This window comes from Actinokineospora baliensis (assembly GCF_016907695.1).
In the GTDB taxonomy this organism is placed as follows: Bacteria; Actinomycetota; Actinomycetes; order Mycobacteriales; family Pseudonocardiaceae; genus Actinokineospora; species Actinokineospora baliensis.
Window position 1 is genome coordinate 3064116 of record NZ_JAFBCK010000001.1, and the last position, 14854, is coordinate 3078969.

Annotated in this window: 13 protein-coding genes; 5 read left to right on the forward strand and 8 right to left on the reverse strand. The window is 72.3% G+C overall.

Annotated elements, in window-relative coordinates; all coding sequences use genetic code 11:
* Positions 1 to 320: 320 nt before the first annotated feature.
* On the forward strand, positions 321 to 2861 hold the full coding sequence (gene glgP / locus JOD54_RS14720) for an alpha-glucan family phosphorylase (protein ID WP_204451078.1): 2541 nt from the start codon (positions 321 to 323) through the stop codon (positions 2859 to 2861).
* 804 nt (positions 2862 to 3665) lie between these two features.
* Here glgP and JOD54_RS14725 read toward each other — a convergent pair.
* Positions 3666 to 4796, reverse strand: coding sequence for a hypothetical protein (locus tag JOD54_RS14725; RefSeq protein WP_204451079.1), 1131 nt, complete (start codon positions 4794 to 4796; stop codon positions 3666 to 3668).
* Positions 4797 to 4886: 90 nt separating this feature from the next.
* Between JOD54_RS14725 and JOD54_RS14730 the strand changes: the two genes are divergently transcribed.
* Complete coding sequence (locus JOD54_RS14730; RefSeq protein WP_204451080.1) at positions 4887 to 5492, forward strand: phosphoribosylanthranilate isomerase; 606 nt, start codon at positions 4887 to 4889, stop codon at positions 5490 to 5492.
* A gap of 651 nt (positions 5493 to 6143) precedes the next feature.
* Here the strand turns inward: JOD54_RS14730 and JOD54_RS14735 are convergent.
* The 7 genes from JOD54_RS14735 to JOD54_RS14760 all read right to left on the reverse strand — a co-directional run bounded on the left by JOD54_RS14735 (position 6144) and on the right by JOD54_RS14760 (position 11840).
* Complete coding sequence (locus JOD54_RS14735) at positions 6144 to 6542, reverse strand: rhodanese-like domain-containing protein (RefSeq protein WP_204451081.1); 399 nt, start codon at positions 6540 to 6542, stop codon at positions 6144 to 6146.
* Positions 6539 to 7081, reverse strand: a complete 543-nt coding sequence (locus JOD54_RS14740) for a cysteine dioxygenase (protein WP_204451082.1) — start codon at positions 7079 to 7081, stop codon at positions 6539 to 6541. The genes JOD54_RS14735 and JOD54_RS14740 overlap by 4 nt, the downstream gene beginning before the upstream one ends.
* A gap of 53 nt (positions 7082 to 7134) precedes the next feature.
* Positions 7135 to 7257, reverse strand: coding sequence for a hypothetical protein (locus tag JOD54_RS35040; protein WP_275592660.1), 123 nt, complete (start codon positions 7255 to 7257; stop codon positions 7135 to 7137).
* 58 nt (positions 7258 to 7315) lie between these two features.
* Complete coding sequence (gene glgX, locus JOD54_RS14745) at positions 7316 to 9436, reverse strand: glycogen debranching protein GlgX (protein ID WP_372440314.1); 2121 nt, start codon at positions 9434 to 9436, stop codon at positions 7316 to 7318.
* 81 nt (positions 9437 to 9517) lie between these two features.
* Entirely contained in the window at positions 9518 to 10108 is a 591-nt protein-coding gene (locus tag JOD54_RS14750) for a hypothetical protein (RefSeq protein ID WP_204451084.1), read from the reverse strand.
* The gene (locus tag JOD54_RS14755) at positions 10105 to 11445 is read right to left on the reverse strand and encodes a hypothetical protein (RefSeq protein ID WP_204451085.1); all 1341 of its coding nucleotides are present in this window, start codon (positions 11443 to 11445) and stop codon (positions 10105 to 10107) included. Before JOD54_RS14755 ends, JOD54_RS14750 begins: the two co-directional genes overlap by 4 nt.
* 2 nt (positions 11446 to 11447) lie before the next feature.
* On the reverse strand, positions 11448 to 11840 hold the full coding sequence (locus JOD54_RS14760) for a WXG100 family type VII secretion target (protein ID WP_204451086.1): 393 nt from the start codon (positions 11838 to 11840) through the stop codon (positions 11448 to 11450).
* Between the two features lie 102 nt (positions 11841 to 11942).
* On the opposite strand from JOD54_RS14760, the gene JOD54_RS14765 reads away from it, so the two are divergent.
* Genes JOD54_RS14765 through JOD54_RS14775 form a run of 3 tightly spaced genes read left to right on the forward strand, consistent with a single transcriptional unit; the run spans position 11943 to position 14572 of the window.
* On the forward strand, positions 11943 to 12791 hold the full coding sequence (locus JOD54_RS14765; RefSeq protein WP_204451087.1) for an ABC transporter ATP-binding protein: 849 nt from the start codon (positions 11943 to 11945) through the stop codon (positions 12789 to 12791).
* Between the two features lie 55 nt (positions 12792 to 12846).
* Complete coding sequence (locus JOD54_RS14770; RefSeq protein WP_204451088.1) at positions 12847 to 13626, forward strand: enoyl-CoA hydratase/isomerase family protein; 780 nt, start codon at positions 12847 to 12849, stop codon at positions 13624 to 13626.
* Entirely contained in the window at positions 13616 to 14572 is a 957-nt protein-coding gene (locus JOD54_RS14775; RefSeq protein ID WP_204451089.1) for a class I SAM-dependent methyltransferase, read from the forward strand. The genes JOD54_RS14770 and JOD54_RS14775 overlap by 11 nt, the downstream gene beginning before the upstream one ends.
* Positions 14573 to 14854 lie beyond the last annotated feature (282 nt).

A 14854-nucleotide genomic window follows, 5' to 3' on the forward strand; every position in this document is an offset into this window, starting at 1 on the left:
GGCCGATCCGACCCACCCGGGCGGGGGATCGATCTTGACAACGGCGGTGGCCGACCGGGGCGCTTCCAGGGGGACCACCACCGGAAGTACCCAGGCCGGACCAACCGGAACCGTCGTTGGGCCGACCGTGGCGTTGCCGTCGGGTGTCGGTCCTGTGTGGTCACCCGGTCGGGGCACGACGCGCGCGAGTGGCCTCGGCGACATTGCGACCATTCCCGGTCCGGCGCACGGGTGCTGATCAGCGGTTTCGCCGCGGTGCGCGCTCCGGGGCCCGCGCGCACGGCTTGCTCGATCCAGGCTGGCAAGTAGGGTCGGTCTCCGTGAGAGCCGTACGTCGATTCACCGTCCGCGCCGGGTTGCCCGACCCGCTCGCCGATCTCGGGGTGCTCGCCACCAACCTGCGGTGGACATGGCACCCGCCGACCCAGGACCTGTTCGCCGATGTCGACCGCGACATCTGGGCGGCGGTGGGCGGCGATCCGCTGCACCTGCTCGCCCAGGTGCCCGCCGAGCGGCTGGAGCGACTGGCCACCGACCCCGGGTTCCTCGCCAGGGTGGGCGAGGTCGCCGCCGACCTGCGCCGCTACCTCGGCGAGCCGCGCTGGTACCAGCGCCACGACACCGGGAACAACGGCGGCAGGCTGCCCGCGTCCATCGCCTACTTCTCCATGGAGTTCGGCGTCACCGAGGCGCTGCCCAACTACTCCGGCGGTCTCGGCGTGCTCGCGGGCGACCACCTGAAGGCGGCATCCGACCTGGGTGTCCCGCTCATCGGCGTCGGCCTGCTCTACCGGTCCGGCTACTTCCGCCAGTCGCTCTCGCTCGACGGCTGGCAGGTCGAGCACTACCCGGTGATCGACCCGAACGGGTTGCCGCTGGAGCCGCTCACCGAGCCCTCCGGCGCGCCGATCCTGGTGCACGTGGCGATGCCGGGTGGGCGGGTGCTGCGCGCGCGGATCTGGCGGGCGCAGGTCGGCCGGGTGCCGCTGCTGCTGCTCGACTCCGACATCGAGGAGAACGCCGAGGACCTGCGCGGGGTCACCGACCGGCTCTACGGCGGCGACCAGGACCACCGGATCCGGCAGGAGATCCTCGCCGGGGTCGGTGGCGTCCGCGCGGTGCGCACCTACTGCGAGCTGACCGGCACGCCGCAGCCGGAGGTGTTCCACACCAACGAGGGCCACGCCGGGTTCCTCGGCCTGGAGCGGTTGCGGGAACTGGTGTCCGGGCAGGGACTGGACTTCGACCAGTCGCTCTCGGCGGTGCGCGCGGGCACGGTGTTCACCACGCACACCCCCGTCCCGGCAGGCATCGACCGGTTCCCGGTCGACCTGGTCCAGCACTACTTCGGCGACGGCACGCTGCTGCCGGGCATCGACCTGCGCCGGGTGCTCGCCCTGGGCGCCGAGGACAACCCGGGCATGTTCAACATGGCGCACATGGGGCTGCGGCTGGCCCAGCGCGCCAACGGCGTCTCCCGCCTGCACGGCGCGGTCAGCCGGGACATGTTCGGCGGGCTGTGGCCCGGCTTCGACACCGACGAGGTGCCGATCAGTTCGGTCACCAACGGCGTGCACGGCCCCACCTGGGCGGCCCGCGAGATGACCGAGGTCATCGGCGACCCGACCGACGAGGGCTACACCGGGGTCGACGCCTCGGTGTCCGACGCCCGGCTGTGGGAACTGCGCGGCACGCTGCGCCGCCGCCTGGTCGACGAGGTCCGCAAGCGGGTCCGCGCGGCCTGGCTGCAGCGCGGCGCCTCGGCACTGGAACTGGGCTGGACCGACACGGTCTTCGACCCGGACGTGCTGACCGTCGGCTTCGCCCGCCGGGTGCCGACCTACAAGCGGCTCACCCTGATGCTGCGCGACTCCGAGCGGCTGCGGGCGCTGCTGCTGCACCCGCAGCGCCCGGTCCAACTGGTCGTGGCTGGCAAGTCCCACCCGGCCGACGACGGCGGCAAGGCCCTGATCCAGCAGATCGTCCGCTTCGCCGACGACGCGGGCGTGCGGCACCGGATCGTGTTCCTGCCGGACTACGACATGAACATGGCCCGCTACCTCTACTGGGGCTGCGACGTCTGGCTCAACAACCCGATGCGCCCGCTCGAGGCGTGCGGCACCTCCGGCATGAAGGCGGCCCTCAACGGCGGCCTCAACCTGTCCATCCGCGACGGCTGGTGGGACGAGTTCTACGACGGCAGCAACGGCTGGGCCATCCCCACCGCCGACGGCATCACCGACCCCGTCCGCCGAGACGACCTCGAAGCCGCGGCGCTGTACGAACTCCTCGGCTCCCAGGTTGCACCGCTGTACTACGACCGCGACGCCGCCGGGGTACCCACCCAGTGGATGGCGATGGTCCGCCACACCCTGTCGTCCCTGGGGCCGCAGATCCAAGCGACGCGGATGGTGGGCGAGTACGTCGAATCCGCCTACGCCCCCGCGGCCGCCGCGGGTGCCCTCGCCCAAGCGGACGACTTCCGGGTAGCCCGCGACCTCGCCAACTACCGCGGCCGCCTCTCCGGCGCGTGGCAACGGGTCCGCGTCGTCGACTGCGAACTGGCCGTCGAGGACAACCACTCCCCGGTAATAGGAGAAATCGTCCGCGTCAACGCCACGGTCGACCTCGCGGGCCTCGGCGCGGGAGACGTCGAAGTCCAAGCGGTCATCGGCCGAGTAGGCGACACCGACGACCTCTCGGACGTGGTGACAGCGGTAATGCACCCCACCGAGGGCGGCCGGTACACGACGGAACTGGCACTACCGCACGCGGGCGCGCTGGGCGTGACCGCGCGGGTGCTGCCTAAGCACGGGTTGCTGGCTACTCCGGCGGAACTGGGCAAGGTAGTCTTGGCCTGAGCCATGGTTTTGGGACGGCCACCTCGCTCGCGGGGTGGCCGTCTCGCGTTGTGGGGTTGTGGTTGTTGGCAGGGCGTGCTGGCGAGTTGCCTGTTCGCGGGCGGCCGCCAGGCGTGCCCTAGGGCAGAGGCTCACTGAGTCGGATGCGACCTGGGGCCTGGTAGGTGTGGCCGTTCGTTGGGTGGCTGGCTCGATCTTGCGGCTGTGGGTGTCGAGGGTTTGTGTTGGGCGCGGCGTGGTTTTGGCGGCCGTTGTTCGCGGGTGGCCGCTGTGTGCGGTGGGCGTGGGTGTCCAGGGCAGGGACTTGCTGAGTCGGGTGCGACCCGGGGCCTGGTTGGTGTGGCTGTTCGTGGGTGTGGCTGTCTGGCCGTTGCGGCCGTGGTTCTGGCGACACAGGCGGTGGGTGGGCGCGGCGCGGTCTTGGTGGCTGCGTTGTTCGGCTGTGGCCTTGTTCGCGCAGGGTGGCTGTTCTGCGGTTGTGGTTGTTCGGCGGGGTGTGGCGTGCGAAGGGTCGCAGGCGAACCGGTTCGGGCGAGCCATGGTCATTGGCGGCTGCCTTGTTCGCCGCGTGGTCGATATCGGGTGTGTCTGCGAGGGGCCTAGGGCAGCGCTCGCCGCGTGCCCAAGGCTTGGGCCTGTTGGCGTGCTTGCGGCCGTCTGTTCCGCGTTGTTGTGCGGCGGGGTGTGGCCGCGTGGGGGATTGCCAGACGGCAGCAGTGTTCGCTGGGCGTCCTGCGTTGCGGGACACATGACCTCGGGCGTGGCGGTTGCCCTGTCCGTGAAGTGGCCGCCGGGTGTTCTGCGTCAGCCGATGTCGAGGCGGGTGCGGGTGTCGGCGACGCGGGGCCACCAGGGGACCACCTGTTCGGCCTCGGCCAGGGCCGCTCGGGCCGCCTTGTTGTCGCCGGCTGCCATGTGGGCTCGGGCCAGGGTGGCCAGGTCGTCGGCTCGGCCGAGGCGGTCGTCGCAGGTGTCGGCGGCGTGGCGGGCCAGGAGGATGGCTTTGGCGGTGTTGCCGAGGACCAGTTCGCGCAGCGCCCGGCAGCCGTCGAGGCGGTGGGTGGGGTAGCCGAGGGTTTCGGCGTTCTCGAGGGCCTGGTCGGCGGTGCCCATGCCCAGTTCCGGGTCCAACTGGCCGGACTCGACCGTCGCGTACGCCAGGCTCGCCAGAGCCGCGAACGACACCGCCGCCTCCTGCGGTGTCTGCGTCGCGTCCCCCGCGATCGCCATGGCCTGCAGCAGCGCCTCCGCGTACCGCCCCTGCGCCTGCAGCACCAGCACCCGCGCCGCCGTCGCGGTGCGCAGCTTCGGGTACCGGTCGGCCAGTTCGGCGGCCATCGCGGCCGCGCGGGCGAGGTCGCCCTCCTGCACGGTGTCCACGGTGGCCGTCACCAGCGCCGCCGCCTCCAGTTGGTCGGCTTGGGCGCCGGAGAGCCGGGGCAGGTTGAGCACCAGCCACCCGGTCGAGGTGGACCCGGGGAGCTTGCGCGGCACCATCGCGTGCGCCACGGTCGCCCCGCAAGCGATTGCGACCCCCAGGGTGAACCCGTTCGACACCGCGAACGCCGCCGCCACCGCGGTCGCGATCGCCAGCACCGCCGAACACACCGCCGCGCCCCACATCCGCATCCGCGCGGGCGCCCGACCCGGTCCGACCGACACCGACAGCAGGATCGGCACCGCCCGCAACACCACCGCGCGCCGCGGTGTCGTCCAGTCCGCGAGGCGGGTCCCGACGCCGATGACCACCTTGTGCACCCGCGCGCGCAGCGCCACCGCGCCCACCAGCATGCCCACCTGCAGCGCGAGCAGCCCCAGCAGCAGCCCGACCAGTTCACCCAGCACGCCGAGCCCGATCTCCCCCGCCGAGCGGTAGCCGAGCGCGGCGGCACCGCACACGATCGCGGTCAGGATGGTGAGGGGGTGACCGAGCACCCGGGTAAGACGCACGAGCAACAGACGCCCGACGCGGGGGCGGGGTTCCGCAGGTCAGGGACATGAGCAATCCCCGTATATCGTGGTGGCATGTTCGTGAAGGTCTGCGGCTTGCGCACCCCCGAGGACGTCGACACCGCGGTCTCGGCGGGCGCCGACGCGATCGGTTTCGTCTTCGCCGCCAGCCCCCGCCAGGTCACCGTCGAGCAGGCCAGGTCCCTGGCCGCCAGAGTCCCCGCCCACGTCCTGACGGTCGGCGTCTTCCTCGGTGTGCCCGCGGACGAAGCGGGGCGCACGACGCTGGACGCCGGGCTCGGCGCGGTGCAACTGCACGGCGACTACCCGCGCTCGGCGTTCGACGCGGTGGCGGGCCTGCCCCTCAAGGTGATCCGGGCCGTCTCCACCGCCCAGACCACCGACCTCGACTCCTGGGGCGCCGACCTGCTCCTGCTCGACTCGCCCGTCGCCGGGTCCGGCGAACGCTGGGACACGTCCACTGTGGACGGTGTGGTCGGCCCGTGGCTCCTCGCGGGCGGCCTGACCCCCACCAACGTCGCCGAAGCGATCGCCCGCACTCACCCCCACGGCGTGGACGTCTCCAGCGGCGTCGAATCACGCCGAGGCGTCAAGGACCCGGCCCTGATCCGCGCTTTCCTAGCGGCGGTGCGCGACGCGAGCCCGCACGAGTCGGTCTGAGCAGCCCCCGAATCCAGCTTACTGGCGGGCTCCGACAAGACGGGTGCGTTGAGCGGCGGGCTGTGGACAACTCGGTGCGTTGCCCGGCGACGCTCGACAGCGCAAGATCAAACCGGTCCTGGCAGCCCCCGAATCCAGCCTACCCATGAAGTCCGACAAGGCGGGCGTGCTCGGCTGCGCCCTGTGGACAACTCGGTTCGCCGTACCCGTCTTGTCAGACCTCATCGGTAGGCTGGATTCGGGGGCTGCTCAGGCCAATTCGATCTTGCGATGGCCTGCCGGACGAGACGGATTCGCAAGGCCTTCGACGCGAACTCGGTGGCAGCGCTGGGGTTCATCCCGGGCGCGGTCAGCCGAGCCTCCTCCGCGGCGGGCCCGGTGAGCGCAACACAAGATCAAACCGGGCCTGGCAGCCCCCGAATCCAGCCTACCGGCGAGCGCCGACGAGACGGGTGCGCTGAACAGCGGCCTGTGGACAACTCGGTGCGCCGCCCGGTGGCCGCTCGACAACGCAAGATCGAACTGGTCTGAGCAGCCCCCGAAACCAGCTTACCGGCGAGGGCCGATGAGGCGGGCGGGTTGCGGGGCGGCCTGTGGACAACGTGGAGGGTGGGTAACGTGGAGTGCGGACAAGTCGGAGTGCCGGACGGGTCAGGGGATGGCGGGGGTTCCGCCGGGTTGGGTGGGTAGGCCCGCCGCTTGCCAGGCTCGGTAGCCGCCGATGAGGTCGGTGGCTCGGGGCAGACCCAGGCGTTTGAGGTCTCGGGCGGCGAAGCTGGAGGCGTAGCCCTCGTTGCACAGGACGACGACCGTGGTGTTGGGGGTGAAGCCGTCGATGCGGTGGTCGCCCGCGGGGTCGAGGCGCCATTCCAGGTGGATGCGCTCGATGGGCAGCGCGCCGGGGATCTCGCCTTCGTCGCCGCGGTTGGCTATGGGGCGGATGTCGACCAGCAGCGCTTCGCCGCTGGTCTGCAGGGCGTGGGCGGCCTCGGGGGTCAGCCGGGTCAGGTCGGCGCGGGCGGCGGCCAGTTGGTCGTCGACGGCGCTCATCGGGCGAACCGGGGCAGGGGGAGGGCGGGGATCTCGTCGGGGACCTCGCGCAGGGTGCTGTATTCGCGGGTCGGGACCAGCGGCGGCGAGTAGGCGTGCACGGTCGCGGCCTTCACCTGGCCCAGGTTGCGCACCTGGTGCGCCCGGCCCTGGCCGAACCCGATCGAGGTCCCGACCGGGTGCCGGTGCTCGCGGATCGGGCCGGACGGGTACCGGTAGGTCTCGGCGACCTCGCCGAACAGCACGGTGAACGCGCCAGCCGCGCCGCCGTGGTCGTGCGGGGCGGTGCCCTGGCCGGGCAGCCACGACAGCAGCCACAGCTCCACCTCGTCGGTCAGCGCCAGGCGGGTCCACCAGCGCTGGGGGCTGGCGAAGCGGACCACCTCCACCAGCCGGTCCTGGAAGTCGGCGGTCACCGTCGAGGTCAGCTCGCGCAGCTCCCTCGGTGTCCACAGCGGATCCCGCGGCGCGATCAGCTCGTGCAGTTCCGCGCGGTCGAAGCGCGGGTGGACCTCTGGGGCCAGTGTCGGTGCGGTCATGTCCTGTTCTCCTGCTCTGGTGTCGGTGGCCACGCGCGGCGGCGCACCGGACCTCAGCGGGACAGGTGGGGGCGCCGCGGGCGACTACACGCGCAGGAGGCGACGAGCAGCAGGTCGACGGGGCGGTCGCGCCACAGGGGCGGCGACTGCGCCATCGACGGCTCGGACCTGGTCACACCGCGATCGTGGCATGGGCCAACCGGCCCAGCCACGTGTCCCACGGACTGATACGGCCTACTGGCTGATCCGGGGCGCCCGTAGTAGGAGCGCGGTCCGCCCCGGCAGGGTCACCCGCTTGCCGGGCGGCAGCGGCTCGACCTCGAGCGGCACCCCGCGGGCGGTGCCGGAGTCCAGCACCGGGATGTAGCGGCGGCCGTACCGGTCCGACGGCAGCACCACCTCCACCGGGTCCGCGCCCGAGTGCAGCAGCAGCAGCCACGAGTCGTCGGCGACCAGTTCGCCGTCGCGGTCGCGGGAGAGGCACTCGGAGCCGTCGATCCACATCCCGAGCGTGCGGCGCGACTCGTCGAACCAGTCCTGTTCGACCATCGGCTCGCCGTCGGGCCGGAACCACACCAGGTCGGGCTCGCCGGAGCGGGTGGGGCGGCCGTCGAAGAACTGCGGCTGGCGCAGGGCGGGGGAGTCGGCGCGCAGCGCGATCAGCCTGCGGGTGAACGCCAGCAGGTCGTCGGCCTTCTTGTCCGCGCTCCAGTCCACCCAGGAGGTCTGGTTGTCCAGGCAGTACGCGTTGTTGTTGCCGTGCTGGGTGCGCCACCGCTCGTCCCCGGCCACCAGCATCGGCGTGCCCGTGGACAGCAGCAGCGTCGCGAGCAGGTTGCGGGCTTGCCGGTCGCGCAGGGCGAGCACGGCGGGGTCACCGGTCTCACCCTCGACACCGCAGTTCCACGAGCGGTTGTCGTTGGTGCCGTCCGCGCCGTGTTCGCCGTTCTCGTGGTTGTGCTTGTGGTCGTAAGAGACCAGGTCCCGCAACGTGAACCCGTCGTGCGCGGTGACGAAGTTGATGGACGCCCACGGCCGCCTGCCCGCGTAGAGGTCCGAGGAACCCGACAGGCGGTACGCGAGGTCGCGCAGGCCGGTCGCGCCGCGCCAGAAGTCGCGGGCGCCGTCGCGGAACCGGCCGTTCCACTCGGTCCACTGTGGACCGAAGCCGCCCACCCGGTAGCCCTCGCCGGTGGCGTCCCACGGCTCGGCGATCAGCTTGCGGTTGGCCAGCACCGGGTCGGTCGTGATCGCCGTCAGCAGGGTCGACCCCGCGTCGAACGAGCCCGCGTGCGGACGGCCCATCGCGCTGGCGAGGTCGAGCCGGAACCCGTCGACCCCCAGTTCGGCCGCGAAGTAGCGCATCGAGTCGACCACCAGCCGCACCACGGTGGGGGAGCCCGGGTCGAGGGTGTTGCCGCAGCCGGTGATGTCGATGTCGCGCCCCTCGCCGTCGATGGCGTAGTACGCGGGGGCGTCGAAGCCGCGGAACGACAGGGTCGGCCCCGCGACCCCGCCTTCGCACGTGTGGTTGTAGACGACGTCGAGGATCACCTCGATGCCGACCGCGTGCAGCGCGGCCACCATCGTGCGGAACTCCTCCACCTCGTGCCCGGCCCGGCTCGCGTACCCGGCGTGCGGCGAGAGGTAGCCCAACGTGGAGTAGCCCCAGTAGTTGTGCCTGCCGGACCGCAGCAGCATCGGCTCGTCGGCGTGGGTGTGCACCGGCAGCAGCTCCACCGCCGTGACGCCCAGCCGCACCAGGTGCTCGATCACCGCCGGGTGGGCCAAGCCCAGGTAGGTGCCGCGCAGGTTCTTGGGCACGTCCGGGTGCAGCTTCGTGAAGCCCTTGACGTGCAGCTCGTAGACGACCGTCTCCTCGAACGGCACGTCAGGGCGCCTGCCGGTGTCCGGCCCGCCGGGGGAGGTGACCACCGACAGCGGTACCGCGCCCAGGGAGTCGGTCCGGGAGGCGCCGCCGGTCATCGGGTCGCCCCGGTAGCCCCGGGTGGCGCCCAGGTCCGGCACGGCCGCGGTGATCCGGCGCGCGTAGGGGTCGACCAGCAGCTTGTGCGGGTTGCAGCGCAGGCCCCGGCGCGGGTCGTACGGGCCGTGCACCCGGTAGCCGTAGCGCTGGCCGGGGGTGACGCCGGGGACGACGCCGTGCCAGATCCCGAAGGTGCGCTCGGTCAGCTCGACCCGTTGCTCGGTCTGCTGCCCGTCCTCGTCCTCGGCGACCAGGCACAGCTCGACGCCGTCGGCCACCGACGAGGCGACGGCGAAGCGCACCCCACCCGCCTCGGGGTGGGCACCGAGCGGGAACGGGCTTCCTGGGCGTGGAGCTGAGTGCGGCACCACCCCATCCTGGACCAGACTGCCCACTCGATCGAGACGCGCGGGCCGATCGAAGATCGGATCGAGACGTTCCCCGGCAGGTCAGAGCCGGAAAGTGTGCTGTTCAAAGGACTCATCGGGCTCTGGCTTGGCCGTCGAGGGGCTCGCCGAGGCCACCAATCCGGTGAACAGCGCCTGGTGCTCGGCCCACCCCCGCCTCGACGGCGCGGACAGCGTGAGCAGCAGCATCCGGCCGGAACCCGGCTCCGGGATGAACGCCTGCAGCTGCAGCGCCAGCGGCTCACGGGCCCGCGCCTGCTCGACCCCCGGGACCCGCTGCGCCACCACCGCGGGTCCCATCCCGCTCTCCACCAGGACCGTCTGCCGCAGGTCAGGCCCGCCGACGTCCTCCAACGAGTCCCGCAGGGCGTCGGCGGTGTCCAGGTCCCAGCCGTCCGGCACGACCAGCGCCACCCCCGTCAGCAACGCCGGGTCGGCCTCGGCGGGCGCCACCACGGCCATCAGGAACGCCCCCTGCCGCAGCACCCCCTCCACCGACTCCGCGGCCAATGCCTCCAGGTCCGCGGCCGCCCCGGCCCGCAGCTCGCCGAGGATCCCGGCGTACTCCCGCGCCGCACGGGCCGGGTCGTCCAGTGCCACCTGCCGCGCCTCCGAGGGCATCGCGAGCCTCACTTGACGTGCTCCCTCGTGCTCGCCGCCACCGTGTTGACCAGGGCGCTCTCCGCGCTGGACCGGCCGGGGTTGCCCGCGAGCTTGAGCAGCTCCAGCTCCCGCCGCTGCTCCGGGCTGAACTGCACCCCCGCCGCCTGCGCGGACCGCACGGCCGCGTCCACGCTCGCCGAGTACGCCTCGCCCGCCGACCGCAGGCGACCGAAGGCGTCGCGCTGGGCCGGGGTGAACTTCTCCGGGTCCTGGAACCGGCGGGCGATCTTGTCGCCCTTGTCGCGCAGGTCCTTGGCGGCTTTCTCCCGCAGGGCGGCGCCCGTGGAGCCCTGTTCGGCGGCGAGCTTGCGCAGGGTCCCGACGTCCTTGACGGCCTTGCCGATGCCCGCCGAGGTGAACCCCTCGACCGCCCCGTCACGGGCACCCCTGATCGTCCGCCGGGCCCTGCTGCCCGCCTCCACCGCGTCGTCGGCCAACCCCTTGCCCGCGCCGACGACCCCGGAGGTCAGTGTGCGGCCGGGCACCAGGCCCAACCCGATGTCCACCCACGACGGCGCGTTCGACGACCCCGCCGCCTTCTGTGCCAGGCCGGTCAGCGCGTTGACCCCGCCCGCCGCGGCCGACACGGTCCCGGCCACCGGCGCGACGACCTCGCCGACGCCCGGGATCAGCAGCGACCCCGCCGCGATCGCCGCCGAGGCGCTGGAGACGATCCCCGAGGTCTTGCCCACGCCGTCGAGGGTCTGCACCAGCCAGCCGTCGTTCTCCGGCTTGAACACCTCGTCCGGGCCGCTGCGGATCTTCGCCGCGGTCGCGTCCGCCTCCCGCAGGTGCTTGCGCTCCAGCCGGTGCGCGTCCGAGATCACCTGGTCGAAGGCGGCCTGAGCCTGACCCGCGGCCCGCACCGCGCCCAGGAAGGCGTCGCATCTGGCACCGTAGTGAGGGTTGCTCACGTCGCGAGGGATCGCTCCGGCCGCCCGGGTCTGCGCCTCGGCAGCCTCCTCCACGTCCGCCTTGAGCCGCTTCGCCCGCGCCTCCAGTTCCTCCGCCTTGTCCTGGTTCGCCTTCAACCGGCCCGCCCAGGCGGTCAGCGCGTCGCCCACCGCCTGGATCGACTCGGCGCCCTTGGCGATCCCCTTCGGCAGGTCGTCGCCGTGGTCGCTGAACTCCTCGGCGGCCGACCCGCCCCAGTCCGCGTCGTCGGCGATCGTGCACGCCTCGGCCAGCCGCGGCGCGACGGCGGCGAGCATCGTCCGCGCCTCGGCCAGTTCGATCACCATCGCCTGGACCGCGGACAACTCGCCCGGAGTCGGGTCGAACCCGAGCGTGGGGTAGCTGCGCGCCACGGTCAGCCTCCGGGGTTCGTGTCGGTCGTCAGGCTGTTGAGCCGCGCCTGTTGGCTCGCCGCGCCCCCGCGCAGGGCGTTGAGCTGGGCCTCGGCGACCGCGTCGCTGACCGCGAACCGCATCCGGTCCGCCCCGCCCTGCTCGACCTGCTCGTAGTTGGCGACCGCGGACCGCACGTTGTCCGCGATCTTGTCGATCTTGTCCCGCATGCTGCCCAGGTCGTCGCGCCACTGGTCGGCCACCTCCCTGGCCGCCGGGGCGAGGTCGCCGGGCCCGAGATCACCCGCCGAGCCCGACAGCCGGTTCGCCGCCACCTCGACCTCCTCGGCCAGTGCGCGCAGCTCACCGACCCGGATGGCCAGGCTGGTGGTGTTGACCGTGTACCCCGATGACATGGGCGCTCCTCTCGTGCGGTGCGAGTCAACCCGGTACCGCCGCCGCGGGGCAGCCCGGCTGCGCAGGGAGGCAAACGCACAGCACCGGTGGGCAAAGGCAGAATGGCGGCCGTGACCTCGCGGACTCAGGCCGACCCCGGACCCGACAGCACACCGGAAGACCTCGACGACCTCGTCCTGCACATGGCGGGCGTCGGGGTGCGGCGCGGCACCGCTGACCTGCTCAAGGACCTCGACTGGCGCGTCGAACTCGACGAGCGCTGGGTGGTCCTGGGCAGCAACGGTGCTGGCAAGACGACCCTGTTGCGGCTGGCCGGGGCCGAACTGCACCCCAGCACCGGCGTCGTGCACGTGCTCGGCGAGCGGATCGGCCGGGTCAACGTGTTCGAGCTGCGCACCCGCATCGGCTTCGCCACCGCCGCGCTCGCGGGCCGGGTGCCCGCCGAGGAGAAGGTGCGCGACGTCGTCGTCAGCGCCGGGTACGCCGTGCTCGGCCGCTGGCGCGAGGAGTACGACCAGCTCGACACCGGCCGCGCCGACGACCTGCTCAAGTCCATGGGCATCGCCGGGCTCGGCGACCGCACCTTCGGCACCCTGTCCGAGGGCGAGCGCAAGCGCACCCTGATCGCCCGCGCGCTGATGACCGACCCCGAGCTGCTGCTGCTCGACGAGCCCGCCGCGGGCCTCGACCTCGGTGGCCGCGAGGACCTGGTGGCCAGGCTGACCGACCTCGCGCTCGACCCGGACGCCCCCGCCACCGTGCTGGTCACCCACCACGTCGAGGAGATCCCGCCCGGGTTCACCCACCTGCTGCTGCTCTCCGGCGGCGGCGTGGTCGCCCAGGGGCTGATCGACGACGTGCTCACCAGCGACAACCTCTCGGCCGCGTTCGGCCAGTCGCTCGAGCTCGAGCGCTCCGGCGACCGGTTCTTCGCCCGCCGCCGGGCCTGAGTTCCTACCGACAGGTAACCTTCCGACGACCAGGCACCATGCAGGAGGACCAGCCGTGGGTGAGTTCGTAGCGCTTGAGGTCGAGGACGGCATCGGCACCATCCGGTTGAACCGGCCGCCGATGAACGCGATCAACCGCCAGTTGCAGGCCGAGCTGCGGGAGGCGGCCCAGGAGGCGGGCACCAGGGCCGACGTGCGGGCGGTGATCGTCTACGGCGGCCCCAAGGTGTTCGCGGCTGGCGCGGACGTCAAGGAGTTCGCCGAGATGTCCTACACCGACATCGCCGACTACGCCCCCGAACTCAGCGCCTCGGTCACCGCCGTGGCCCGCCTGCCCAAGCCGACCGTCGCAGCCATCACCGGCTACGCCCTCGGCGGCGGCTACGAGCTCGCCCTCGCCTGCGACCGCCGCATCGCCGGTGACAACGCCAAGGTCGGCCAGCCCGAGGTCCTGCTCGGCCTGATCCCCGGCGCGGGCGGCACCCAGCGGCTGGCCAGGCTGATCGGCCCCAGCCGCGCCAAGGACATCGTCTACACCGGACGGTTCGTCGAGGCGGGTGAGGCACTGGCGATCGGCATGGTCGACGAGGTCGTGGCCCCCGACGACGTGTACGAGGCGGCCAAGCGCTGGGCGGGCCAGTTCCGCCACGCCGCGCCCCGCGCGCTCGCCGCAGCCAAGGCCGCCATCGACACCGGCCTCGACACCGACCTGACCAGCGGTCTCGCGGCGGAGACGAACCTGTTCGCGGCGCTGTTCGCCACCGAGGACCGCACCACGGGACTGCGCTCGTTCCTGGAGAACGGCCCGGGGAAGGCGCGCTTCGATGGCCGCTGACCCCACCCCGAACCCGCACGCCACCGCCGAAGAGGTCCAGGCCGCCTTCGCCGACCCGAAGCTCGCCAACGTCCTCTACCACGACTGGGAGGCGGGCACCTACGACGAGAAGTGGTCCATCTCCTACGACGAGCGCTGCATCGACTACGCCACCGGCCGCTTCCGCGCCATCGCGGGCGAGGGCGGCTGGCCCTACGAGACGGCGATGGAACTCGGCAGCGGCACCGGCTTCTTCCTGCTCAACCTGATGCAGGGCGGCGTCATCAAGAAGGGCTCGGTCACCGACCTCTCACCCGGCATGGTCGAGGTGGCCCTGCGCAACGCCAAAGCCCTCGGCCTCGACGTCGACGGCCGGGTGGCCGACGCCGAACGCCTCCCGTACGACGACAACACCTTCGACCTGGTCGTCGGGCACGCGGTCCTGCACCACATCCCGGACCTGCCCACCGCGTTCCGCGAGGTCAACCGGGTCCTCAAACCGGGCGGCCGGTTCGTCTTCGCGGGCGAACCCACCAAGATCGGCGACCGCTACGCCCGCAAACTAGGCCAGGCGACGTGGTGGCTGACCACCAACCTGACCAAACTGGGCCCACTGCGCACCTGGCGCCGACCGCAGGAGGAACTGGACGAGTCCTCCCGCGCCGCCGCCCTGGAGGCCGTGGTCGACCTGCACACCTTCGACCCCGCGGAGTTGGAGACCACCGCCAGGTCGGCGGGCCTGACCGAGGTCCGCGCGGCCACCGAGGAGCTGACGGCAGCCCTGTTCGGCTGGCCCGTCCGCACCTTCGAAGCAGCCGTCCCCCGGGAGAAACTCGGCTTCGGCTGGGCCATGTTCGCCTTCCGAACCTGGCAACGCCTCTCCTGGCTCGACGACAAGGTCCTGCGCCCCCTGCTCCCCCGCTCCCTCTTCTACAACGTCATGATCACCGGCCGAAAGCACCCCTGACCGCTCCGGCGGTCCTGGTTGTCCACAACGCCCGTGCTCATCCCCAGCCCGACGATCACCGCTCCCACGCTGCTCGCCCCCGAACTAGGCTGGATTCGGGGGCTGCTCATTTCGCCTCGCCCCCAACCGCCGCGATGACCGCCCCGCGCCCCGGTGCCCGGGACAGCCCTCGCCGCCTCCAGGTTGTCCACAACCCCTCCGGCTATCCCCAGCTCGCCTTCACCGTCCCGCGCATCCCGCCTGCCCAACTAGGCTGGATTCGGGGGCTGCCTACTCCACCTC

Bases quoted from the DNA above. Each gene is read 5' to 3' on its own strand.
- JOD54_RS14740 (WP_204451082.1), bottom strand. From the start codon at position 7,081: ATGACCGCACCGACACTGGCCCCAGAGGTCCACCCGCGCTTCGACCGC.
- JOD54_RS14730 (WP_204451080.1), top strand. From the start codon at position 4,887: ATGTTCGTGAAGGTCTGCGGCTTGCGCACCCCCGAGGACGTCGACACC.
- JOD54_RS14765 (WP_204451087.1), top strand. From the start codon at position 11,943: ATGGCGGCCGTGACCTCGCGGACTCAGGCCGACCCCGGACCCGACAGC.
- JOD54_RS14760 (WP_204451086.1), bottom strand. From the start codon at position 11,840: ATGTCATCGGGGTACACGGTCAACACCACCAGCCTGGCCATCCGGGTC.
- JOD54_RS14775 (WP_204451089.1), top strand. From the start codon at position 13,616: ATGGCCGCTGACCCCACCCCGAACCCGCACGCCACCGCCGAAGAGGTC.
- JOD54_RS14735 (WP_204451081.1), bottom strand. From the start codon at position 6,542: ATGAGCGCCGTCGACGACCAACTGGCCGCCGCCCGCGCCGACCTGACC.